Origin of the sequence: Streptomyces sp. NPDC001848 (assembly GCF_042891915.1) — a bacterium.
In the GTDB taxonomy this organism is placed as follows: Bacteria; Actinomycetota; Actinomycetes; order Streptomycetales; family Streptomycetaceae; genus Streptomyces.
Map to the genome: position 1 here is coordinate 429,800 of NZ_JBIATP010000003.1, position 19,810 is coordinate 449,609.

General features: G+C 71.7%; 25 protein-coding genes. 11 read left to right on the top strand and 14 right to left on the bottom strand.

The window, feature by feature from the left end; all coding sequences use genetic code 11:
- Positions 1 to 37 precede the first annotated feature (37 nt).
- The gene (gene ddaH, locus ACFYZJ_RS08210) at positions 38 to 859 is read left to right on the top strand and encodes a dimethylargininase (protein WP_388564131.1); all 822 of its coding nucleotides are present in this window, start codon (positions 38 to 40) and stop codon (positions 857 to 859) included.
- Positions 856 to 2,076, top strand: a complete 1,221-nt coding sequence (gene rocD, locus ACFYZJ_RS08215; RefSeq protein WP_388564133.1) for an ornithine--oxo-acid transaminase — start codon at positions 856 to 858, stop codon at positions 2,074 to 2,076. The genes ddaH and rocD overlap by 4 nt, the downstream gene beginning before the upstream one ends.
- Positions 2,077 to 2,276: 200 nt before the next feature.
- Here rocD and ACFYZJ_RS08220 read toward each other — a convergent pair whose 3' ends face one another.
- The 4 genes from ACFYZJ_RS08220 to ACFYZJ_RS08235 all read right to left on the bottom strand — a co-directional run bounded on the left by ACFYZJ_RS08220 (position 2,277) and on the right by ACFYZJ_RS08235 (position 7,387).
- Positions 2,277 to 2,753, bottom strand: coding sequence for a TIGR00725 family protein (locus ACFYZJ_RS08220; protein WP_388564135.1), 477 nt, complete (start codon positions 2,751 to 2,753; stop codon positions 2,277 to 2,279).
- An 8-nt stretch (positions 2,754 to 2,761) separates the two neighbouring features.
- On the bottom strand, positions 2,762 to 5,854 hold the full coding sequence (locus tag ACFYZJ_RS08225; RefSeq protein ID WP_388564137.1) for an FAD-binding and (Fe-S)-binding domain-containing protein: 3,093 nt from the start codon (positions 5,852 to 5,854) through the stop codon (positions 2,762 to 2,764).
- Positions 5,855 to 5,967: 113 nt separating this feature from the next.
- Positions 5,968 to 6,999 (bottom strand): SDR family oxidoreductase, encoded by a 1,032-nt coding sequence (locus tag ACFYZJ_RS08230; protein ID WP_388564138.1) that lies wholly within the window; start codon positions 6,997 to 6,999, stop codon positions 5,968 to 5,970.
- Positions 7,000 to 7,057: 58 nt separating this feature from the next.
- Positions 7,058 to 7,387 (bottom strand): MarR family transcriptional regulator, encoded by a 330-nt coding sequence (locus tag ACFYZJ_RS08235; RefSeq protein ID WP_388564140.1) that lies wholly within the window; start codon positions 7,385 to 7,387, stop codon positions 7,058 to 7,060.
- Positions 7,388 to 7,524: 137 nt separating this feature from the next.
- Between ACFYZJ_RS08235 and ACFYZJ_RS08240 the strand changes: the two genes are divergently transcribed.
- From ACFYZJ_RS08240 to ACFYZJ_RS08250, 3 genes are all read left to right on the top strand, one after another.
- Entirely contained in the window at positions 7,525 to 8,397 is an 873-nt protein-coding gene (locus tag ACFYZJ_RS08240; protein ID WP_388564142.1) for an anti-sigma factor antagonist, read from the top strand.
- A gap of 114 nt (positions 8,398 to 8,511) precedes the next feature.
- A complete protein-coding gene (locus ACFYZJ_RS08245; RefSeq protein ID WP_388564144.1) occupies positions 8,512 to 8,880 on the top strand; it encodes a hypothetical protein in 369 nt (122 codons plus the stop codon).
- 35 nt (positions 8,881 to 8,915) lie between these two features.
- Positions 8,916 to 9,113 (top strand): hypothetical protein, encoded by a 198-nt coding sequence (locus ACFYZJ_RS08250; protein ID WP_388564146.1) that lies wholly within the window; start codon positions 8,916 to 8,918, stop codon positions 9,111 to 9,113.
- 93 nt (positions 9,114 to 9,206) lie between these two features.
- On the opposite strand, the gene ACFYZJ_RS08255 is transcribed toward ACFYZJ_RS08250, so the two are convergent.
- Positions 9,207 to 9,389: a hypothetical protein gene (locus ACFYZJ_RS08255; RefSeq protein ID WP_388564148.1), complete on the bottom strand. Its 183-nt coding sequence runs from the start codon at positions 9,387 to 9,389 to the stop codon at positions 9,207 to 9,209.
- Entirely contained in the window at positions 9,386 to 9,634 is a 249-nt protein-coding gene (locus tag ACFYZJ_RS08260) for a YbfB/YjiJ family MFS transporter (protein ID WP_388564150.1), read from the bottom strand. The genes ACFYZJ_RS08255 and ACFYZJ_RS08260 overlap by 4 nt, the downstream gene beginning before the upstream one ends.
- A 156-nt stretch (positions 9,635 to 9,790) precedes the next feature.
- On the opposite strand from ACFYZJ_RS08260, the gene ACFYZJ_RS08265 reads away from it, so the two are divergent.
- The 4 genes from ACFYZJ_RS08265 to ACFYZJ_RS08280 all read left to right on the top strand — a co-directional run bounded on the left by ACFYZJ_RS08265 (position 9,791) and on the right by ACFYZJ_RS08280 (position 11,583).
- Entirely contained in the window at positions 9,791 to 10,048 is a 258-nt protein-coding gene (locus tag ACFYZJ_RS08265) for a hypothetical protein (RefSeq protein WP_388564152.1), read from the top strand.
- Between the two features lie 75 nt (positions 10,049 to 10,123).
- Positions 10,124 to 10,504, top strand: a complete 381-nt coding sequence (locus tag ACFYZJ_RS08270; RefSeq protein ID WP_388564154.1) for a hypothetical protein — start codon at positions 10,124 to 10,126, stop codon at positions 10,502 to 10,504.
- Entirely contained in the window at positions 10,480 to 10,677 is a 198-nt protein-coding gene (locus ACFYZJ_RS08275; protein ID WP_388564156.1) for a hypothetical protein, read from the top strand. The genes ACFYZJ_RS08270 and ACFYZJ_RS08275 overlap by 25 nt, the downstream gene beginning before the upstream one ends.
- A 180-nt stretch (positions 10,678 to 10,857) precedes the next feature.
- Entirely contained in the window at positions 10,858 to 11,583 is a 726-nt protein-coding gene (locus tag ACFYZJ_RS08280) for a lysophospholipid acyltransferase family protein (RefSeq protein ID WP_388564158.1), read from the top strand.
- 82 nt (positions 11,584 to 11,665) lie between these two features.
- Here ACFYZJ_RS08280 and ACFYZJ_RS08285 read toward each other — a convergent pair whose 3' ends face one another.
- The 8 genes from ACFYZJ_RS08285 to ACFYZJ_RS08320 all read right to left on the bottom strand — a co-directional run bounded on the left by ACFYZJ_RS08285 (position 11,666) and on the right by ACFYZJ_RS08320 (position 18,484).
- The gene (locus tag ACFYZJ_RS08285; protein WP_388564161.1) at positions 11,666 to 13,264 is read right to left on the bottom strand and encodes an alpha/beta hydrolase; all 1,599 of its coding nucleotides are present in this window, start codon (positions 13,262 to 13,264) and stop codon (positions 11,666 to 11,668) included.
- A 139-nt stretch (positions 13,265 to 13,403) separates the two neighbouring features.
- Positions 13,404 to 14,168, bottom strand: coding sequence for an urease accessory protein UreD (locus tag ACFYZJ_RS08290; protein WP_388564162.1), 765 nt, complete (start codon positions 14,166 to 14,168; stop codon positions 13,404 to 13,406).
- Positions 14,156 to 14,833, bottom strand: a complete 678-nt coding sequence (gene ureG, locus ACFYZJ_RS08295; protein WP_388564165.1) for an urease accessory protein UreG — start codon at positions 14,831 to 14,833, stop codon at positions 14,156 to 14,158. Before ureG ends, ACFYZJ_RS08290 begins: the two co-directional genes overlap by 13 nt.
- A 157-nt stretch (positions 14,834 to 14,990) precedes the next feature.
- Positions 14,991 to 15,665: an urease accessory protein UreF gene (locus ACFYZJ_RS08300; RefSeq protein ID WP_388564167.1), complete on the bottom strand. Its 675-nt coding sequence runs from the start codon at positions 15,663 to 15,665 to the stop codon at positions 14,991 to 14,993.
- Positions 15,665 to 17,386 (bottom strand): urease subunit alpha, encoded by a 1,722-nt coding sequence (locus ACFYZJ_RS08305; protein WP_388564170.1) that lies wholly within the window; start codon positions 17,384 to 17,386, stop codon positions 15,665 to 15,667. The genes ACFYZJ_RS08300 and ACFYZJ_RS08305 overlap by 1 nt, the downstream gene beginning before the upstream one ends.
- The gene (locus ACFYZJ_RS08310; protein ID WP_388564173.1) at positions 17,379 to 17,690 is read right to left on the bottom strand and encodes an urease subunit beta; all 312 of its coding nucleotides are present in this window, start codon (positions 17,688 to 17,690) and stop codon (positions 17,379 to 17,381) included. The genes ACFYZJ_RS08305 and ACFYZJ_RS08310 overlap by 8 nt, the downstream gene beginning before the upstream one ends.
- Before the next feature lie 13 nt (positions 17,691 to 17,703).
- Positions 17,704 to 18,006, bottom strand: coding sequence for an urease subunit gamma (locus tag ACFYZJ_RS08315; RefSeq protein ID WP_103838990.1), 303 nt, complete (start codon positions 18,004 to 18,006; stop codon positions 17,704 to 17,706).
- Between the two features lie 202 nt (positions 18,007 to 18,208).
- A complete protein-coding gene (locus ACFYZJ_RS08320) occupies positions 18,209 to 18,484 on the bottom strand; it encodes a type II toxin-antitoxin system Phd/YefM family antitoxin (RefSeq protein WP_103838989.1) in 276 nt (91 codons plus the stop codon).
- A gap of 167 nt (positions 18,485 to 18,651) precedes the next feature.
- Here ACFYZJ_RS08320 and ACFYZJ_RS08325 point away from each other — a divergent pair, with 167 nt between their 5' ends.
- Together ACFYZJ_RS08325 and ACFYZJ_RS08330 are read left to right on the top strand one after the other, a co-directional pair.
- Positions 18,652 to 19,287, top strand: coding sequence for an ATP-dependent Clp protease proteolytic subunit (locus tag ACFYZJ_RS08325; RefSeq protein ID WP_388564177.1), 636 nt, complete (start codon positions 18,652 to 18,654; stop codon positions 19,285 to 19,287).
- 7 nt (positions 19,288 to 19,294) lie between these two features.
- Entirely contained in the window at positions 19,295 to 19,600 is a 306-nt protein-coding gene (locus ACFYZJ_RS08330; protein WP_388564184.1) for a hypothetical protein, read from the top strand.
- The last annotated feature ends 210 nt before the right edge of the window (positions 19,601 to 19,810 follow it).

A 19,810-nucleotide genomic window follows, 5' to 3' on the forward strand; every position in this document is an offset into this window, starting at 1 on the left:
CCTCAGTCGACACCCCAGGAAGCGGAGGAACCCCTCTGTGACCGACAGCCGTGTGCCGCGCCGGCGGCGCTTCCTCGTCTGCGAACCCAGACACTTCGCCGTGCAGTACGCGATCAACCCCTGGATGCATCCCGACACCACGGTCGACGTGGATCTGGCCCAGGAACAGTGGCAGGGTCTGATCCGCGCCTACCGCGCCCATGGCCACACCGTCGACGCCGTGGACCCGGTCCCCGGCCTGCCGGACATGGTGTTCGCCGCGAACTCGGCGGTCGTCGTCGACGGCCGGGTCTTCGGCTCCCTCTTCCACGCGCCCGAGCGGCGCCCGGAGTCCGTCCACTACGAGACGTGGTTCAAGGCGGCCGGTTACGACGTCCACCGACCCGAGTCCGTCTGCGAGGGCGAGGGCGACCTGGTGTGGACGGGCCGGTACCTGCTGGCCGGCACCGGGTTCCGGACGACCCGGGAGGCGCACCGCGAGGCGCAGGAGTTCTTCGGCCATCCGGTGATCAGCCTGACGCTGGTGAACCCGTACTTCTACCACCTGGACACGGCGCTGTTCGTCCTCGACGACGACAACGTCGTGTACTACCCGGAGGCCTTCTCGCCGGGCAGTCGGGAGGTGCTGGCGCGGCTGTTCCCGGACGCGGTGCTCGCGACCCACGAGGACGCGATGGCGTTCGGCCTGAACTCCGTCTCCGACGGACGCCACGTCTACATCGCGCCGAAGGCCGAGGCGCTCGCCTCGCGCCTCGCCGACCACGGTTACGACCCCGTCCCCGTCGACCTGTCCGAGTTCCACAAGGCCGGCGGAGGCATCAAGTGCTGCACCCAGGAGATTCGGGAGATGCGTTCATGACCGCACCCGTCCGTACGCGTACGTCCGCCGAGCTGGTCCGGGCCGAGGAGCCCGTCCTCGCGCACAACTACCACCCGCTGCCCGTGGTCGTCGCCCGCGCCGAGGGCACCTGGGTGGAGGATGTGGAGGGCCGCCGCTACCTCGACATGCTCGCCGGGTACTCGGCCCTCAACTTCGGTCACCGCAACCCGGTGCTGATCGAGGCGGCGCACCGTCAGCTGGACCGGCTGACGCTCACCTCGCGCGCCTTCCACAACGACCAGCTGGCCGATTTCGCCGAGGCGTTGGCCGAGTTGACGGGCCTGGACATGGTGCTGCCGATGAACACGGGCGCGGAGGCGGTGGAGAGCGCCGTCAAGGTGGCCCGGAAGTGGGCGTACGAGGTCAAGGGCGTGCCGGCCGACCGGGCGACGATCGTGGTGGCGGCCGGAAACTTCCACGGCCGGACGACGACGATCGTGAGCTTCTCCACGGACGAGACCGCGCGGACGGGCTTCGGCCCCTTCACACCGGGGTTCCGGATCGTCCCGTACAACGACCTGGCGGCGCTCGAGGCGGCCGTCGACGAGACGACGGCGGCCGTGCTGATCGAGCCGATCCAGGGCGAGGCGGGCGTGATCATCCCCGACGAGGGCTACCTCACCGGGGTCCGGGAGCTCACCCGTCGGGCCGGGTGCCTGTTCGTCGCGGACGAGATCCAGTCGGGCCTCGGACGTACGGGCCGTACGCTGGCCGTGGAGCACGAGGGGGTCCTGCCCGACGTGCTGCTGCTCGGCAAGGCGCTCGGCGGCGGGATCGTGCCGGTGTCGGCGGTGGTGGCGCGCCGGGACGTGCTCGGGGTGCTGCAGCCGGGCGAGCACGGTTCGACGTTCGGCGGCAACCCGCTGGCGGCGGCGGTCGGTTCCGCGGTCGTCGACCTGTTGAAGACGGGTGATTTCCAGCTGCGCGCCGCCGAGTTGGGTGTGGTGCTGCGGGACGGGCTCACCTCGCTCGTCGGCAAGGGCGTCGTGGGCTTCCGCTCGCGCGGGCTGTGGGCGGGTGTCGACGTCGATCCCGCGATCGGCACGGGGCGGGAGGTCAGCGAACGTCTCATGGCGGAGGGGATCCTGGTCAAGGACACCCACGGCTCGACGATCCGCCTGGCACCGCCGTTGACCATCACCGAGGAGGAGCTGCGGTCGGCTCTCGGGGCGCTGGAGAAGGTGCTGACGGCTTGAGCGCCGTGCCGCCAGGGGGCTCCGCCCGCTGAACCCCCGCTCCTCAAACGCCGGAGGGGCTGATTTTCCAGCCCCGGTCGGCAACGACCAGCCCGTCCGGCGTTTGAGGACGAGGCCGTTCAGGCCGAAGCGGGGGTCCGGGGGCGGCAGCCCCCCAGGGACGGGAAGGGTAGGGGCGGCGGGGGCGGGAACCATGCCGGTCAGTGCCACAGACCCGTCCGCTCCAGCGCCTCCGCCGGCGTCCGCGCGTACCGTACGCCGGGCACCTCCCGCCCGTCGGCGTCCGTGAGACGCCAGCCGTCGCCCAGCTGCACCACGGGCACGCCGCCCCGGCGCATCGCCAGCGCCAGTTCCGAGAGGGTGCCCCAGGAGCCGCCGATCACGATGACGGCGTCCCCGCTGTGCACGATGACGCTGTTGCGTGCCTGCCCGAGCCCGGTGGCGATCGCGACGCTCAGGTCCGGCCCCGCGCCGGTCCGGTCAGCCCCGGGCAGCACCCCGACGACCACGCCTTCGCGCGACCGGGCACCCGCGGCGACCGCGGCCATCACCCCGCCGTGCCCGCCGCAGATCACCACGGCCCCGCGCTCCGCCAGCAGCCGGCCCACCTCGTACGCGAGGGCCCGCTCGCTCTCCCCGCACCGCGCGGGTCCGCACACCGCCACCTGTACCGCCATCGCCGCGATCAGGTGCGGTGCCGCAGGCGGCGGGCGAGGGCCGCCGCGGGGGCCGCGGCCAGGGCGGCGGCGACGGCCGTGGTCGCCCAGGCGCCGAGCCGTGAGGGCGGCTCCGGGCGCCGCGCCACCCGCTCGGGCAGCTCCGAGGGGAGGGGCCCGTCCAGGCCCAGGGCCAGCGCCTCGGCCAGGTGCAGGGCCCGCCGCCCCGTGCCGCCTTGCTCGATCTGGGTGCGGCAGCTGAAGCCGTCCGCGAGGACCAGACCGGACGGGGCGGCACCGCGCACGGAGGGCAGGACGCCCTGTTCCGCGACGGCCATCGACACCTCGTGGTGCCCGCGCTCGAACCCGAAGTTGCCGGCGAGCCCGCAGCAGCCCTCGTCGAGGACCTCGGCGTCGAGGTGGGCTCGCCGCATCAGCTCCTGGTCGGCGTCGAACTTCATGATCGCGTGCTGGTGACAGTGGGTCTGCACGGTCGCCTGCCGGGCCAGGGCGGGTGGCCGCCAGTCGTCGGGGGCATGGTGGACGAGGTGCTCGGCGAAGGTGCGGAACTGCCCGGCCAGGCGCTGCACGTCCTGGTCGGTCGGCATCAGTTCGGGCGCGTCGGCGCGGAAGACGGCCGTACAGGACGGTTCCAGGCCGATGACCGGGGTGCCCGCCCCGATCCATGGGCGCAGCACGTCGAGCGAGTGCCGCAGGACCTTCTTCGCCACCGCCAACTGCCCGGTGGAGATCCAGGTCAGCCCACAGCACACGGGCCTGGTCGGTACGGCGACCCGGAAGCCGGCGTCCTCCAGGACCCGCACGGCGGACCTCGCGATCGCGGGGTGGAAGTAGGTGGTGAAGGTGTCGGGCCACAGGACGACGGCCTGCGGGTCGCCGGGCTCCGGTTCTTCGCTGCCGCGCGTTTTCCACCACTGGAGGAAGGACTTCTCGGCGAACACCGGTGCCTGGCGCGCACCGTCGACGCCGGCCAGTCGTTTGCCCGCGGCGGCCAGTCCGGGCGCGTGCAGCAGGTTGTTGACGACCGGCGGGGCGAGGCGGGAGAGCCGGGCCCACAGCGGCAGCCAGCCCATGGAGTAGTGGGCGGCCGGGCGGGGCCTGCCCGCGTAGTGGTGGGCGAGGAACTCGGCCTTGTAGGTGGCCATGTCGACGCCGGTGGGACAGTCCGACTTGCAGCCCTTGCAGGCCAGGCACAGGTCCAGGGCGTCCCGGACCTCGGTGGAGCGCCAGCCGTCGGTGACGGCGGAGTCCGCGTGGCCGTCGAGCATCTCGAACAGCAGCCGTGCCCGGCCGCGCGTGGAGTGTTCCTCCTCCTTGGTGGCCCGGTACGACGGGCACATCACCCCGCCGTGGTGGCTGCGGCAGTTGCCGATGCCGACGCAGCGCAGCACGGCGCGGGTGAAGGAGTGTTCGTCCTCCGGGTAGCCGAAGTGCGTGTCGACGGTGGCGGGCCGCCAGGCGGCACCGAGGCGGAGCTGGCCGTCGACCGGGTTGGGGTCGACGACCTTGCCGGGGTTCATCCGGTTGTCCGGGTCGAAGAGCGCCTTGAGTTCGCCGAACGCGGCCACGAGCCGCTCGCCGAACATACGGGTGAGCAGCTCGCCCCGGGACTGGCCGTCCCCGTGCTCGCCCGACAGGGAGCCGCCGTAGGAGGCCACGAGGTCGGCGGCGCGCTCCAGGAAGCGGCGGAAGTCGGCCACGCCCTCGGCGGTCTTCAGCCCGAACGGGATGCGGGTGTGCACACAGCCCTGGCCGAAGTGCCCGTACAGCGAGGGATGGTCGTAGTCGAACTCCTCGAACAGCCCCTTCAGGTCGCGCAGGTAGTCGCCGAGGCGATCGGGCGGGACGGCGGAGTCCTCCCAGCCCTCCCAGGTCTCGCGGTCGTCCGGGGGCCGCGCGGTGACCCCGAGTCCGGCCTCCCGGGCCTTGAGCATCCTCTGCTCGCGCTCGGGGTCGTCGGAGAAGGCGACGGTGGACTCCTTCTCGTCCCGGCCGACCGCGCGCAGCAGCGCGTGCGCCTTCGCGTCGACCTCGTCCTGGCTGTCGCCGCTGAACTGCAGCAGCAGCCAGCTGTCCCCCTGCGGGAGGGAGTTGAGGGACTCCAGGTAGGCGTGCTCCTCGCGCATCAGCTGGGCCATCCGTCCGTCCAGGGCCTCCAGCTGGCTGGGTGAGCAGTGTTCCAGGAGCCGGGGAACGTCGTCGGCGGCGGCGCAGATGTCCTCGTATCCGAGGACGAGCAGCGACTGGTACGGGGGCACGGGGACCAGGTCGAGTTCGGCGCGCAGCACCGTCACCAGCGTTCCCTCGCTGCCGACCAGGGCCTTGGCGACGTCGAAGCCGTTCTCCGGGAGCAGCGAGTCCAGGTTGTAGCCGGAGACGCGGCGCGGGATCTTCGGGTAGCCCTGGCGGATGTCCGCCAGGTACTCGGTGACGATGCGGTCGAGGCCGTCGTAGATCTCGGCCCGGCGCCCGCCCTCGGCGGCGATCTGCGCCCGCTCGGCCTTCGAGGTCCGCCCCACCCACATCCGGGTCCCGTCGTAGGTGAGGACCTCCAGACGGCGTACGTTGTCCACCGTCTTGCCGTACGCCTGCGCCGACGACCCGCACGAGTTGTTCCCGATCATGCCGCCGAGCGCGCAGTGGCTGTGTGTGGACGGCTTGGGCCCGAACTGCAGCCGGTGGTCGGCGAGTCGGCGGTTGAGCTCGTCCAGGACCAGCCCGGGCTCCACGACGCAGGTGCGGGCGTCGGGGTCGACGGAGACGAGGGCGTCGCAGTACTTGGTCCAGTCGATGACGACGGCGGTGTTGGTGGTCTGGCCGGCCAGGCTGGTGCCGCCGCCCCGGGACAGGACGGGTGCGCCGAACCGCGCGCACACCTCGACCGCGCGGGCGCCCGCCTCCACACCGCGCGGGACGACAACGCCGATGGGGACCTGGCGGTAGTTGGAGCCGTCCGTGGAGTACGCGCCCCTGCTGCCCGCGTCGAACCGGATCTCGCCGTCCACGGCGCTGCGCAGCGCCGCCTCCAGCCCGGCCACATCGAGCCCGGCTCCCGCCCGGCCGGGAGCCGGGGACGTGTCGTTGCGGGATGTCAGGGCCATGGATCGAGACCGCCTTTCCTGCACCGTTGGACTATGCAAGGGAGTTTCGCGATCCGTGCGGCTCAAACGGACGCACGTGGGCGACCTGTGGGCCCCGGTGGCCCGACCGGGGGTCAGCCGACCTTGCGGCCCTGCATCGGTGCCGTCGGGACGCCGGCGCCCTCCTGCAGCCCGTGCAGGAACTCCTCCAGCACCTCGGTCGCCGTCCGTTGCGGCTGCCAGCCGAGCACCGTGTGCGCGCGGCTGCAGTCCATGAGCGGCAGCCTCAGGACGGCGTCGAAGAGGTGAGGTGAGGCGGGCAGCAGCCGCAGCCCCCAGGCGGCGGCGATCGCCGACCGTGCGGCCGTGCGGGGCAGCCGTACGGGGCGGGAACCCAGCAGTTCGCCCAGGACGTCGGCGTCGAGGGGCGGGTCGGCGGCCAGGTTGAAGGCGCCCCGGACCTCGCTGTGGATGGCGAGTTGGTAGGCGCGGGCCGCGTCGTCGGTGTGCAGGGCCTGCACCCGGAGCCCCGCGATGTCCGGCAGGAAGGGCAGCAGTTCAGGCCGGGCCAGCGGTCCGGGCAGGAACTTTCCGCCGAAGATGCGCCGCTGTTCGCTCGCCGATTCGCGTTTGAACAGGAACGCGGGCCGCATCCGTACGACCCGGATCCCGGGGTGCCGGAACTCGAAGGTGTCGAGGTACCGCTCCAGGTAGGCCTTCTCCCGGGTGTAGGCGGCGTCGGGCCAGCCGTGCGTGGGCCAGGACTCGTCCACGGCACGGTTCTTGGGCCCCGGTGAGTAGGCCCCGACGGAGGAGGCGTGCACCAGCGTGGGCACCGTGGCGGTGGCGGCGACGGCCTCGAAGACCCGGATGCTGCCGAGCACGTTGGTCCGCCAGGTCGCGACCGGATCGTGTGTCGGCTGGAACGCCCACGCCAGGTGCACCACCGCGTCGGCGCCCCGGAACTCCCGTACGAGGTCGACGTCCTTCGCGGCGAGGTCGACCCTCGCCCACTCCACGCGCTCCGGGCCGAGGTCGGGGATGCGGCGCGCCAGGCCGCGTACGCTCGCGACGGCCGGGTCCTCGGCGAGCAGGCGCACGAGACTGGTGCCCACATTGCCGGTGGCACCCGTGACCACGATCTTCCTGCCAGTTTCGGTGCTCACTTCGGGCTCCTCTCGGTGACCGGTGGCCGGTACCTGCGAGTACCCACGGTGAGGGGCGTTACTGCTGCCGGCGCTGCCTGCTGTGCTCGGCGTCCTGCCGGACGAGGAGGGCGAGCAGCTCGGCGACGGTGAGGCTGGCCTCCGCCGGGTGGCGCAGGGGCGTGCCCGGCTGGATGTGGTAGGTGTTGCCGCGCCCCTCACGGGTGTGCGTCAGATAGCCGCCCTGCTCGAGATCGGCGATGATCTTCTGAACGGCACGCTCCGTCAGCCGGCAGTGGGCCGCGATGTCCCGGATGCGGACGCTCCGGTCGTCGGCGATGGCCGCCAACACGCGTGCGTGGTTGGTGAGGAACGTCCATCCCGTATGCGGCTCACGCACTCCATCCATGGGTAGAGAGTAGGCGCCACAATTCGCGAATACAAAAAGGTGAATTGAAATTCGTGTATCCCTTGACATGCGCCCCGGGCCGGGCAGAGCCTGACTAGGTGTGGGGGGAGTGTTGCGGGCGAGCTCGGGAGGCTGCCATGGACGAGCGCGTACTTCCCGAGCCCGACAGCGCGGACGGTGACGTCCGGGTGACCTGGGCACACCCGCCGCAGCACCTCCTGCCGCCGTACCTGAGGGTCGAGACGCACGAGGACGGGGACCGGGTGGCCGTGGCGGTCTCCGGGGAGCTGGACATCGACACCGAGCAGGCCCTGCAGGAAGCCCTGCGGGAGGCCGTACGGCGCTCGGTGAGGGGTGTCGACGTGGATCTCGGCGGAGTGGACTTCTGCGACTGCTCCGGCCTCAACGTGCTGCTGAGCGCGCGCCGCCAGGCCCTGGCGGACGCCAAGACGCTCGCGCTCGGCCCGATCGGGGCCTCCGTGGACCGGCTGCTGTCGCTGACCGGCACGCGAGCCCTGTTCGACACCTCCCCCGCCGGTACGGCCGCGGGCGACGGCCAGGAGGGGCCGGACGGGTGGCTCCGGCAACAGCAGGGCCCTCCGCAGCCGGACGAGCGACCCGAGGACTTGGACCGGGACGCGGGCACGGCCCTGGACCTGACCCCCGACCGGGACCCGGGCATGGCCCCCGACCTGGCGCCCGACCGGGACCTGGACCCGTCGACCGAGCGGGATCTGCACATCGAGCTGGTCCAGTTGCGGCGGGCGATGCAGACCCGACCGGTGATCGACCTGGCCCGTGGGGTGCTGATGGCGTCCTTCGCGCTGACCGCGCAGGACGCCTGGGACGTCCTCGTCACCGTCTCCCAGAACACCAACACGAAACTGCACCACGTCGCCGAGGATCTGGTGGCGGCCGTCAACGGCGACGCCCCGCCCGGACCGCTGCGCCAGGAGCTGGCGGCCGCAGTCACCGCGCTCAAGAAGCCCTCGAACGCACATACGAACTGAGAGCCGCGCGCGGTGCGGTGCGGTTCCCCCGCCCGGGTGCATGCCCCGTGACGCCACCACCCGTCGGCGGTACGTGCACCACCTCGGAAACGGCAGCAGGGTAAGCCTTCCCCCATGACCTTCAAGAGTCCCGCCCACCGCGGCGGCCCCAGGCGCGGCATGTTCGAGGAACTGGCGGAGAAAGCCTCCAACTTGACGAGTTCCCCGCTCTTCTTCATGATCTGCCTGGCCTTCGTCGGCTTCTTCGTCGCCGCGCACGCCGCACATCTGACCCTGGAGCTGCTCCTGCTCGCCGGGGAGTCGATGACAGCGGTCACCCTTCTCCTCCTCGCCCTGCTCAAGAACTCGGAGATGCGGGCGGAGCACGCCATCCAGCGCAAGCTCGACGCGATCGCCGGCGCCCTGCTGGACATGAACGAGGACAGGGACAGCCGTGCCCTGCAGAAGCTCAGGGAGTCGATCCGTATGGAGGAGGAGACATAAGCTGATATTCACCGACATGACAGGAGTGAGCCGATATGACCGACCGGGAGCATGGCCGGTACGCCGACGACTCCGGCCACCTCAGGGACATGACCGAGGAAACCCTCGGCGCCCAGGAACAGGCACGCCAGGAGCGCCAGCACCGGCTCGAGCAGCAGCGAAGCGACCGTCGGGCGGACGATGAGTCCACCTACCCGGAACTGTTCGACCAGGGAGACGACGACTATCTGTGACGACCGTCTCCCGGGGTGTGACCGCGTCGCGCTTCGCACACCGCGGGCACGGTTCCGGGCGACCGTGCCCGCCCCTTCTGCACGGATACGGTTTCAGGCCGCCGAGGTCACCGGGCCGAGGTGGTGCGGGTAGCGGATGCAGATGGCGGCGGCCGCGACCGCGGCGGCGACGACCAACGCGCTGCCCGGCGGGAGCGCCTGGTGGTGGCCGTGGCTCGGCAGCGGAGCGGCGAGCAGCGGACCGAGGAGCTGGCCGGCGCCGTATCCGGCGGTCAACAGGACCACCGTGCGGGTACTTGAAGGTGGGCGCCGATGGGCAGGGCGATCGTGCCGACGCCCGTGAAAGTGGCGCCGAACAGCACGGCGGAGCCGAGTGCGGGCGTGGCACCGCCGAGCAGCGCCAGCAGGGCGATGCCGGCGGCCTGGATGGTCAGCGAGGCGAGCGGCAGGGGCGGCCCGGACCGGCGGCGGGCGAGCCGGGTCCACAGGGCGCACGACGGGAGGGCGGCAAGGCCGACCACGATCCACGCCCCGGAGCCGGCCGAGCCGGCCCTTGATGCCCTGCTGGATCACGGTGACCAGGAAGGTGCCGGCTCACTCCTCCTGTTCAGCCCGCCAGTCCAGTTTGGAACGCCTACCGGTTCCTCCCCGCGGTCGGCGTCGGCGGCGAGTGGGCCATGGCCGGCACCCTGCTCGCCGAGGTCATGCCCGAACGCGTCCGGGAACCCTGCGGCGGCCTGATGCACGCCGCCGCCTACTTCGGCGTACTCGCCGTCTCCGCCGTCTACCTCCTGGCCGGAGCGGAACTCGGCCGGCGCGGCACGTTCCTCCTCGGTGGCATCCCCGCCCTCGCCGTCTTCCTCATCCGCCGCACCACCCCCGAGCCCGAACGCCGGCAGGAGAACGCCGACGCCCGGCTGCGGCGCTCCTTCTGACAACCGGTCGCCGATGTCCTCACACCCCCGTACCGCGCCCGCACGATCGGCAACCTGCTCCTCCTGGTGGTGTGCGTGATCGGCCTGTGGGCCGGCTCGACGTACGTCCCCACCGCCATGAACAACCTGTCCGCGTACGCCGGTTACGGCCACAGCACCACGGTCCGCCTGGCCGGCATCTCGTCCATGACGGTCGCCGCCTTCACCATCCTCGGCTGCTTCGCGGCACCGCGGGTGGCCGGACGGCTCGGGCGGCGCGGGGCGCTGGCCACGGCGTTCGGGCTGATGATCGTCGGTACGGTCGGCGCGTACGGCGTCGCGTACCCCCTGCACTCGATCCCGCTGACCTTCGCCTTCCTGCCGGTGCTGGGCCTCGGCGGAGCGAGCTTCGCGGTGTGCACCATCTGGCTGCCCGAGCAGTACCCACCCGGATGCGCGCCACCGCCTTCGCCCTGACGACCACCTTCTCCCGCCGGGTGGCCGCCGCCGGCACCTTCCTCATCGGCTACGGCATCCACGCCACCGGCTCCCTCGCCCTCCCCCTCAGCCTCACCGCCGCGGTCTTCGCGGTCGGCATGGGCCTGGTCCGGCTGGCTCCCCAGGCCCGGGGCCGGACACTGCCCGCCTGAAGTCCGTTCTTCGTCGGGGAGGGGCGATAGCGCCCCCTCCCCGCCGTCTCGGCAACGGGGGCAGCATGAGACCAACTCGGCATGGCTACCGATGACAAGGGGTGCACATCGTCCGATGTCTGCGATCCTGGAGCTGACCTGGGGCAACGCCGGTTCCAAGGGTGAAGTGAGGAGCGAGTCGTGTTCTACCACCTGCTCAAATACGTCCTTCTCGGGCCGCTGCTGAGACTGGTGTTCCGGCCGCGCATCGAGGGCCTCGAACACGTTCCGGCTGAGGGGCCGGCCATCATCGCCGGCAACCATCTCTCCTTCTCCGACCACTTCCTGATGCCCGCGATCCTCAAACGGCGCATCACCTTCCTCGCCAAGGCCGAGTACTTCACCGGTCCCGGCATCAAGGGCCGGCTCACCGCGGCGTTCTTCCGCAGTGCCGGCCAGATCCCGGTGGACCGCTCCGGCAAGGAGGCCGGGCAGGCCGCCATCCGGGAGGGCCTCGGCGTCCTCGGCAAGGGTGAGCTGCTGGGCATCTACCCCGAGGGCACCCGCTCCCACGACGGCCGCCTCTACAAGGGCAAGGTGGGCGTCGCGGTGATGGCCCTCAAGGCGAAGGTCCCGGTCATTCCCTGCGCGATGATCGGGACCTTCGAGGCGCAGCCGCCGGGCCAGGTCATCCCGAACATCCACCCCGTGGTGATCCGCTTCGGCAAGCCCCTGGACTTCTCCCGCTACGCCGGCCTGGAGAACGAGAAGGCCGTCCTGCGCGCCGTCACCGACGAGATCATGTACGCCATCCTCTCCCTGTCCGAGCAGGAGTACGTCGACCAGTACGCGGCGGTCGCCAAGGCGGAGGAGGCGGCGAAGAACACGGAGCGGGCCCGCAGGCTCCCGCGGCTGCCGCTGAGTTGAGCAGGCGTCGGCGGACGACGAAGGGGCGGCCGGGATCGGCCGCCCCTTCGCTCGTGCATGTGCCGGAGACCGCGTACCTCGGCTACGGCTTCGGCGTGGCGTGCGGGGTGCACGTCACGTCGGCGCTGTCCGTCCTGCCGGTGAGCAGGTAGGTGTCGACCCGGTTGTTGATGCACGGGTTGACCAGGCCGGTCACGCCGTGGGAGCCCGCGTCCTTCTCGATGATCAGGCGGGAGCCCTCGAAGCGCTTGTGCAGCTCGACCGCGCCGTCGTAGGGCGTGGCCGCGTCACGGGTGGACTGCACGATCAGGACGGTCGGCAGGCCCTCGCCGGTACGGACGTCGACCGGGTTCTGCTGCTTGACGGGCCAGGTGGCGCACGGCAGGTTCATCCATGCGTTGGCCCAGGTCATGAACGGATAGTCCTTGTTGAGCCGGGTGTTGTCCCGGTCCCACCTGCGCCAGCTCTTCGGCCACTTGGCGTCGGTGCACTCGACGGCCGTGTAGACGGCGTTGCCGTTCTCGGAGGCGATGTTGCCCGCGGTGTTCGACAGGTCGGGCGCCGCCGCGTCGACGAGCGCCTTGGTGTCGCCGGCCACGTACTTGCTGAAGACGGTGGCGACCGGGACCCACGAGGAGTCGTAGTACGGCGCGCTCTGGAAGAAGGAGATCAGCTCGGCCGGACCGACCACACCGCCGATCGGGTTCTTCTTCGCCGTGGCACGCAGCTGGAGCCACTTCTCCTGCACCGCCGCACGGGTCGTGCCCAGGTGGAAGGAGGCGTCGTTCGCCGCGACCCAGTCCTCCCAGTCCTTCCAGCGGCCCTCGAAGGCGACGTCCTGGTCCAGGTTGGCCTGGTACCAGATCTTCTCGCGCGACGGGTTGACCACGCTGTCCACGATCATGCGCCGGAGGTGGTCCGGGAAGAGCGTGCCGTAGACGGCGCCCAGGTACGTGCCGTACGACACGCCCAGGTAGTTGAGCTTCTTCTCGCCGAGCGCGGCACGGATGACGTCCAGGTCGCGCGCGGTGTTGGGCGTGGTCATCTGCTGGAGCATGGCGCGGCCGGTGCGCTCCAGGCAGCCCTCCGCGTACTCCCGCGCCAGCTTGCGCTGGGCGAGCTTGTCCGCCTCGGTGTCGGGCACCGGGTCCGCCTTGGGCGCCTTCACGAACTCCTGCGGGTCCGCGCAGGAGATGGGCGCCGAGTGGCCGACGCCGCGCGGGTCGAAGCCGACGAAGTCGTACGCCTTCGCCACGTTGGCCCAGATGGGGTTCTTGGTGGTGACCCGGCGCGGGAAGCGCAGACCGGAGCCGCCGGGGCCGCCCGGGTTGTAGACGAGGGCGCCCTGGCGCTCCTGCTTGGTGCCCGTGTTCCCGATGCGGTCGACGGCGAGCTTGATCTGCTTGCCGTTCGGATGGGCGTAGTCGAGCGGAACGGTCACCCAGCCGCACTGGATGGGCTTCTCGAGCCCCCAGTCGGCCGGGCAGTCCTGCCAGTCGATCCCGTCCTTGGCGGCCCGCTCGGCGGCGATCGCCGCGCCGCGGGCCTCCCGGTCCTGGCCGTGGCGCGAGTCGGCGGTGGCCGACGGTGCCGCCACGGCGCCGGCTATCAGCGTCGCCGTGACGAGCGCCCCGGCGGAGCCGAGCGCGGACGCTCGCCTCGTCGGTCTGATTCCCCTCAAGTGGGACCTCCCCGTACATCGTTGCGATGGGTACGGGGGATCCTTTCGGCTGTGCACTTCCTGAGAACAGGGGGTATTTGACTTTCTTTACCAATCCGATAACCGGTACAGCGCTGTCCGTTGAGCGGAGAGCCCGGTTTCAGCCAAGTACGCGCAACGCCTCGTCCAGTGTCCGCCGCAGCCTCAGCGCGTCGGGCGCGACCGCGGTGACAAGCACGCCCGGCCCGGCCAGCGGGGTGAGCGCGGCCCACTCCCCGAGCGGCCGTGCCGTCACCGGCGCCCGCTGGAACTCGGGCCGTACGACGACCAGTTGCCCGAGCGCCCGATGTCCCGCCAGCACGGCGGGCCCGTCCCAGCCCCCCGGCGCCCCCGGCCCGCAGGCCACCTCCTGGTCGAGCAGCGGCCGTCCGTCCAGCCGTACAGTGAGGCGGCTGGTGAGCCGCCCGGGCTGCTCACCGGCGCGCCCGAGGACCTGCTCCTCGCGGAAGACGAGGTGGGCGCCCGGCGCGAGATCGATGCGCGAGCGGACGTACAACTCGCTTCCGTTGGCCGAAATCAACTGCTCGGGCAGCCAGCGCAGTTCGCCGCCGGCGGCCACGTCCAGCCGGACGTCGTAGCGGGCCTCGCCCTTGGCCTGACCGGGCAGCGCGATGGTCGCGGCGGCCGATCCGACGTGCAGCAGGGCACCGTCTCCCACCTCGGCCCCGATGGTGAAGTGGTCCCCGCCGAGCGGCCCGCTCATCGCGCCGACGAGCGTCACGCGCGCCTCGTCGCCCCGCGCCCGCGTGCGGCGCAGCGCGAGCGGCCCCTCGCCGGCGAGCACCGGCAGGGACGTACCGCCCCGGCCGTCGTCCCGGGCCACGATCCGCGCGGTGGCCCGTACCCCCGTGGTCACGCCGTCCATGCGGCGAGCCGCCGGCGCACCCACTCGGCGACGGCGCCGACGCCGGCCTCGCCGCGCAACGACTGGAAGACGACGGGCAGGTCCCCACGCTGGGCCTTCGCGTCGGCGGCCATCCGGGCGAGGTCGGATCCGACGTACGGCGCGAGGTCGGTCTTGTTGACGACGAGCAGATCGGCGGTGGTGACACCGGGACCGCCCTTGCGCGGGATGTCGTCCCCGCCCGCGACATCGATGACGAAGATCTGCGCGTCGACGAGCCCCTTGGAGAAGGTGGCGGTGAGGTTGTCCCCGCCGGACTCGACGAGGATGAGGTCGAGCGGCCCGACGGCGTCCTCAAGGTCCTCGACGGCTTCGAGGTTGGCGGAGATGTCGTCGCGGATGGCGGTGTGCGGACAGGCGCCGGTCTCGACGGCGCTGATCCGCTCGGGCGGCAGCACGGCCTCCCGCAGCAGGAACTCGGCGTCCTCCCGGGTGTAGATGTCGTTGGTCACGACGGCGAGCGACAACTCGTCGCGCAGGGCCCGGCAGAGCGCGGCCACGGTGGCGGTCTTCCCCGACCCGACGGGCCCGCCGAGCCCGATCCGGAGGGCGCGGCGGGAGCCGTCGGGGCGGTGGGCGTCGGCGCTGAGGGCGGAGGGGCTGTGGTGGGTGTGGTCGAGATGCATGGGTTGCGGCTCCAGTTCAGCCGTGGCTGGTGATCACCAGCCCGTCTGGGGCCCCCTGCTCCGAGAGCTTGGGGGAGGTTGCGGACGAGGCCGTTCAGGCCGATCGGGGGTCTGGGGGCGGAGCCCCAGGGGACGGGAACGGGCGGGGGCGAACCTCCTACGACGCGAACAGACGTACAGGCCAAGCCGCATGGGCCTCGGCCCCGATCTCCAACAGCGGAGCCGAAGCCGCGGGCAACGCATCGACACCCTCGTCGAGCACCCGCCGAGCCGCTTCCACGGCCTGATCGACGACGCGATCCAGCTCCGGCGCCAGCCGCGCGAGAACGGCCGACGCGTCGAAGGGATCCAGGCTCAGCAGCCGGACAACAGCCGTCGCCGGCCCACTGACGCTCTCGTACGCCGAGCAGTACGCCGCATCCTCGGCCCCCAGCCCCGCCACACGCGCCGTCACCCCCAGCACGACCGGCTGATGGGCCCCCTTGGGGAACTCCCTCGCCACCGCGTCCAGTTCCCCGGAAGGCCAGGCGGCCCGAGCGGCCCGCATCAGCTGCCGCCCCAGCCTGCGCGCAGCGCCACGCAGCGCGGCCGACGGCGTACGTGCGTCCGCGGCGGCGTCCAGCAGGACGGGGTCGACGCCGAGCGCGGCAGCCGCGGCCAGTGAGGCCGACACCAGCCCGGCCATGTGCAGCCGCCCGCGACAGAAGTCCTCCAGGCTCGCGGCCCCGGTGATCCGTCCCGCCCGGACGGCCGCCTCGGCCCCGCCGGAGTGCGCGTGACCTCCGGCGGGGAAGCGGCCGTCGGCCAGGACGAGTAGTGCTGCCCGGGACATCAGAACAGGAAGTAGCGCTGGGCCATGGGCAGTTCGGCGGCCGGTGTGGCCTCCACCAGCTCGCCGTCGATGTGGACGGCGAAGCTGTCGGGGTCGACCTCGACCCGCGGCCGGGCGTCGTTCTCGCGCATGTCCGCCTTGGTGACGCCGCGCGTCGACTCGATGGCCACGAACCTCTTCCCCAGGGCCAGCCGCTCCGGCAGCCCGTCCTCGATCGCGAGCGGTGCCACGAAGTTGAAGGAGTTCGAGGCGGGCGCGCGCCCGATCGCCCCGTACATCGGGCGCGGCAGGATCGGCTGCGGGGTCGGGATGGAGGCGTTGGCGTCGCCCATCTGCGCGTACGCGATCTGGCCGCCCTTGATCACGAGGTGCGGCTTGACGCCGAAGAACGCGGGCTCCCACAGCACGAGATCGGCGAGCTTGCCGGCCTCGACGGAACCGATCTCCCGGGCGAGTCCCTGCGCGAGCGCGGGGTTGATCGTGTACTTGGCGACGTAGCGACGTACGCGGTGGTTGTCCGCGCGGCCGTCGCCCGGCAGCGCGCCCCGCCTCCGCTTCATCACATGGGCGGTCTGCCAGGTCCGCAGGACGACCTCGCCGACGCGTCCCATGGCCTGGGAGTCGGAGGAGATGATCGAGATCGCGCCCAGGTCGTGGAGGATGTCCTCCGCGCCGATCGTCGACGGCCGGATCCGTGACTCCGCGAAGGCGAGGTCCTCCGGCACCGCGGGGTTGAGGTGGTGGCACACCATCAGCATGTCGAGGTGTTCCTCGGCGGTGTTGACGGTGAACGGCCGGGTCGGGTTGGTGGAGCTGGGCAGCACGTGGGGCTCGGACACCACGGTCATGATGTCCGGCGCGTGCCCGCCGCCCGCGCCCTCGGTGTGGTAGGCGTGGATGCCGCGACCGTTGATCGCGGCGAGCGTGTCGCCGACGAACCCGGCCTCGTTGAGGGTGTCCGTGTGGATCGCGACCTGGATGCCGGTGCGGTCGGCGACGGTCAGGGCGGCGTCGATGACGGCGGGAGTGGACCCCCAGTCCTCGTGCAGCTTCAGGCCGAGGGCGCCGCCGCGGATCTGGGAGAGCATCGCGTCGTGGGAGACGGTGTTGCCCTTGCCGAGCAGGCCGATGTTGAGCGGGTAGCCCTCCATGGCCTCCAGCATCCGGGCGAGGTGCCAGGGGCCGGGCGTAACCGTCGTGGCCTTGGAGCCCTCGGCGGGTCCGGTGCCGCCGCCGACCAGCGTGGTGATGCCGGCGGCGAGCGCCTCGTCGGCGACCTGCGGGCAGATGAAGTGGACGTGCGCGTCGATGGCGCCGGCGGTGAGGATGCGGCCGTTGCCGGCGATGATCTCCGTCTCCGGGCCGAGGACCAGGTCCGGGTGGACGCCGTCCATGGTGTCGGGGTTGCCGGCCTTGCCGATGGCGGTGATCCGGCCGTCGCGGATGCCGACGTCGGCCTTGACGATGCCCCAGTGGTCGACGATGACGACGCCGGTGATGACGGTGTCGGGGGTGCCGTCCGCGCGGGTGGCGCGGGACTGGCCCATGGATTCGCGGATGACCTTGCCGCCGCCGAACACGGCCTCGTCACCGGCGAGCCCGGGGCCGCCGGAACGATCCTCCTCGATCTCGATCAGGAGGTCGGTGTCGGCGAGCCGGATACGGTCCCCGGTGGTCGGGCCGAACAGGTCGGCGTACGCGGCGCGCGAGATCTCAGGCATCGAGGGCCCCTCCGGTTTCCCCGCGCAGACCCGGCACGACACGGGCGCCGGTGAGCGGGACGAGTTCGACGTCCACGGGGATGCCGGGCTCGAAGCGCACGGCGGTCCCGGCGGCGATGTTCAGCCGCTTGCCGCGCGCGGCGGCGCGGTCGAAGTCCAGACCGGGGTTGGCCTCGGCGAAGTGGTAGTGGGAGCCGACCTGGACGGGCCGGTCGGCGGCGTTGAGGACGGTGAGCCGGGTGACCTCGCGGCCCTCGTTGTAGACGATCGGGTCGTCGTCGAACAGGATCTCTCCGGGAATCATGCGGCCTCCCCCGTCAGACGATCGGGTCGTGGACGGTGACGAGCTTGGTGCCGTCCGGGAAGGTCGCCTCGACCTGGACGTCGTGGATCATCTCGGGGACGCCCTCCATGACGTCGTCCCGGGTGAGCAGCTTGCGTCCGGAGGCCATGAGCTCGGCGACGGTACGTCCGTCCCGTGCGCCTTCGAGGATGTGCGACGTGATCAGCGCGACCGCCTCGGGATGGTTGAGCTTCAGCCCCCGGGCCCGGCGCTTCTCGGCGACGTCGGCCGCCACGTGGATCAGCAGCCTCTCTTGCTCGTGCGGGGTCAGTTGCACGTCCCACCTCACAGTCCTCGCTCCGGGCCGTGCGGGGCCCGGTTGCCGCAGCCACCGGGCAAAGTGCCTGGTGGCGTGGAGGGGCAGGCTAATTGCACCGGGTTTCGAGCACGTTAACCGTGGACTGTGGCCGCTGCGCCGAGCGCGGGTCCAGCACGCCGTCCGGCACCCGGGAGCCGACCTGCCGGGCGTTTGACCGCGGTCAGGAGGCGTCCGGCCGCCGGTGTTCCGCGGCGATGCCGAAGCGGTGGCGTTCGCGGGGGGCCGAGCCGGCCTCGCGGACGCTGGAGACCGAGCTGATCACCTGTTCCTCCGCCGCGTCCAGAGCGGCGAGCCGTTCGAGGTCGGCGGCCGAGACCAGGGCGACGAGAGGCTTTCCGTGCCGCGTCACGACGACGCGCTCGCCGCCGTACACCACGCGGTTGATCAGATCGGCGAGCTCAGCCCTGGCTTGCGTCACCGGAATCTCGTAGGCCATGCCGTCCAGCTTAGACCGAGCCCTCGACCGGACCCCTGGGATCCGAGGGGGCTCCGGGAGGGCTCGCACGGCCCGCGCAGCCGTTTTCGCTGACAGCATGCTTCCCACTCGACTGAACGTACGTCCTGTACATTTTTTACAGGATCCGGCCCGAGGAGGCACATGCCATGAACCGACCGTCCGCCCGTCATGTCCTGCCCGAGTTCACCGAACGCACCGGCTACGGACATCGAACCCTCGATCCGTACGCCAAGCTCCTCGAGGAGCGGATCGTGTTCCTGGGCACGCCCGTCGACGACACGTCGGCCAACGACGTGATGGCGCAGTTCATGCACCTCGAGTACCTGGATCCGGACCGGGACATCTCCCTGTACATCAACTCCCCCGGCGGCTCGTTCAGCGCGATGGCCGCCATCTACGACACGATGCAGTACGTCGGCTGCGACGTGGAGACGATCTGCCTCGGGCAGGCGGCGTCCGCCGCGGCCGTACTGCTCGCCGGGGGCACGCCGGGCAAGCGGTTCGCACTGCCCGGCGCCCGCATGGTCATCCACCAACCCTCCCTGCCGGAGCCCGTCGAGGGCCAGGCCAGTGACCTGTCCATCCAGGCCGAGGAGTTGACGCGGATCCGCGGCCGGCTGGAGGAGATGCTCGTCCGGCACACCGGGCAGAGCCGGGAGCGGATCGCCGCCGACATCGAGCGCGACGCGATCTTCGACGCGCCGGCGGCGGTGGAGTACGGCCTGATCGACCGCGTCATCCCCAGCCGCAGGGCCTCGCGCACCACGCCCGGCGCGAGGTGAGGCGCGGATGCTGCCGCCGGAACTGCCCCCACTGCCCGCGCTGACCCGCGCCGAGGCGGAGCTGATCGACCGTTACCTCGATGTGATCGACCTGCTCGGCCGTATCAATCCGGCGCACTCCGGGGACACCTACCGTGGACTGCGCGCCGCCCAGGCCCTGGTGAGCAAGGCGATGGCGCTGCGCGAGGCGCTGACGCTGATGCACCAGCGAGGGGAGCACGAGCTGCACGGGCCCACCCTCGCCCGGGCCCTCCGCGTCCTCGACGGCGAACGCCGCGCGGCCCGCGTCACGGTGCCACCGGACCCCGGCTGACGGAGAGTGAGCCGACCCCGCGTGTCGCGCGGTTGCTGAAACCGGCCGAACGGGGTACCGCCATCCGAGTAGATTCCTCTCCTTCCGGAGGCCCGGGGAAGTCGCACAACATGCGTGGCCCCAGGGCGAAATGATCTGCTCCGGTGCAGGTCCGGGGCCTCGTCCATCCCCTCAACCCCGTTCGAACGAAGGGTTGTCCACCCGAACGGG

Excerpts from the sequence above, each read along its gene's own strand:
- rocD (WP_388564133.1), top strand. The coding sequence starts at position 856 with ATGACCGCACCCGTCCGTACGCGTACGTCCGCCGAGCTGGTCCGGGCC.
- ACFYZJ_RS08220 (WP_388564135.1), bottom strand. The coding sequence starts at position 2,753 with ATGGCGGTACAGGTGGCGGTGTGCGGACCCGCGCGGTGCGGGGAGAGC.
- ACFYZJ_RS08225 (WP_388564137.1), bottom strand. The coding sequence starts at position 5,854 with ATGGCCCTGACATCCCGCAACGACACGTCCCCGGCTCCCGGCCGGGCG.
- ACFYZJ_RS08235 (WP_388564140.1), bottom strand. The coding sequence starts at position 7,387 with ATGGATGGAGTGCGTGAGCCGCATACGGGATGGACGTTCCTCACCAAC.
- ACFYZJ_RS08240 (WP_388564142.1), top strand. The coding sequence starts at position 7,525 with ATGGACGAGCGCGTACTTCCCGAGCCCGACAGCGCGGACGGTGACGTC.
- ACFYZJ_RS08245 (WP_388564144.1), top strand. The coding sequence starts at position 8,512 with ATGACCTTCAAGAGTCCCGCCCACCGCGGCGGCCCCAGGCGCGGCATG.
- ACFYZJ_RS08250 (WP_388564146.1), top strand. The coding sequence starts at position 8,916 with ATGACCGACCGGGAGCATGGCCGGTACGCCGACGACTCCGGCCACCTC.
- ACFYZJ_RS08265 (WP_388564152.1), top strand. The coding sequence starts at position 9,791 with ATGGCCGGCACCCTGCTCGCCGAGGTCATGCCCGAACGCGTCCGGGAA.
- ACFYZJ_RS08275 (WP_388564156.1), top strand. The coding sequence starts at position 10,480 with ATGCGCGCCACCGCCTTCGCCCTGACGACCACCTTCTCCCGCCGGGTG.
- ACFYZJ_RS08290 (WP_388564162.1), bottom strand. The coding sequence starts at position 14,168 with ATGGACGGCGTGACCACGGGGGTACGGGCCACCGCGCGGATCGTGGCC.
- ureG (WP_388564165.1), bottom strand. The coding sequence starts at position 14,833 with ATGCATCTCGACCACACCCACCACAGCCCCTCCGCCCTCAGCGCCGAC.
- ACFYZJ_RS08300 (WP_388564167.1), bottom strand. The coding sequence starts at position 15,665 with ATGTCCCGGGCAGCACTACTCGTCCTGGCCGACGGCCGCTTCCCCGCC.
- ACFYZJ_RS08305 (WP_388564170.1), bottom strand. The coding sequence starts at position 17,386 with ATGCCTGAGATCTCGCGCGCCGCGTACGCCGACCTGTTCGGCCCGACC.
- ACFYZJ_RS08310 (WP_388564173.1), bottom strand. The coding sequence starts at position 17,690 with ATGATTCCCGGAGAGATCCTGTTCGACGACGACCCGATCGTCTACAAC.
- ACFYZJ_RS08320 (WP_103838989.1), bottom strand. The coding sequence starts at position 18,484 with ATGGCCTACGAGATTCCGGTGACGCAAGCCAGGGCTGAGCTCGCCGAT.
- ACFYZJ_RS08325 (WP_388564177.1), top strand. The coding sequence starts at position 18,652 with ATGAACCGACCGTCCGCCCGTCATGTCCTGCCCGAGTTCACCGAACGC.
- ACFYZJ_RS08330 (WP_388564184.1), top strand. The coding sequence starts at position 19,295 with ATGCTGCCGCCGGAACTGCCCCCACTGCCCGCGCTGACCCGCGCCGAG.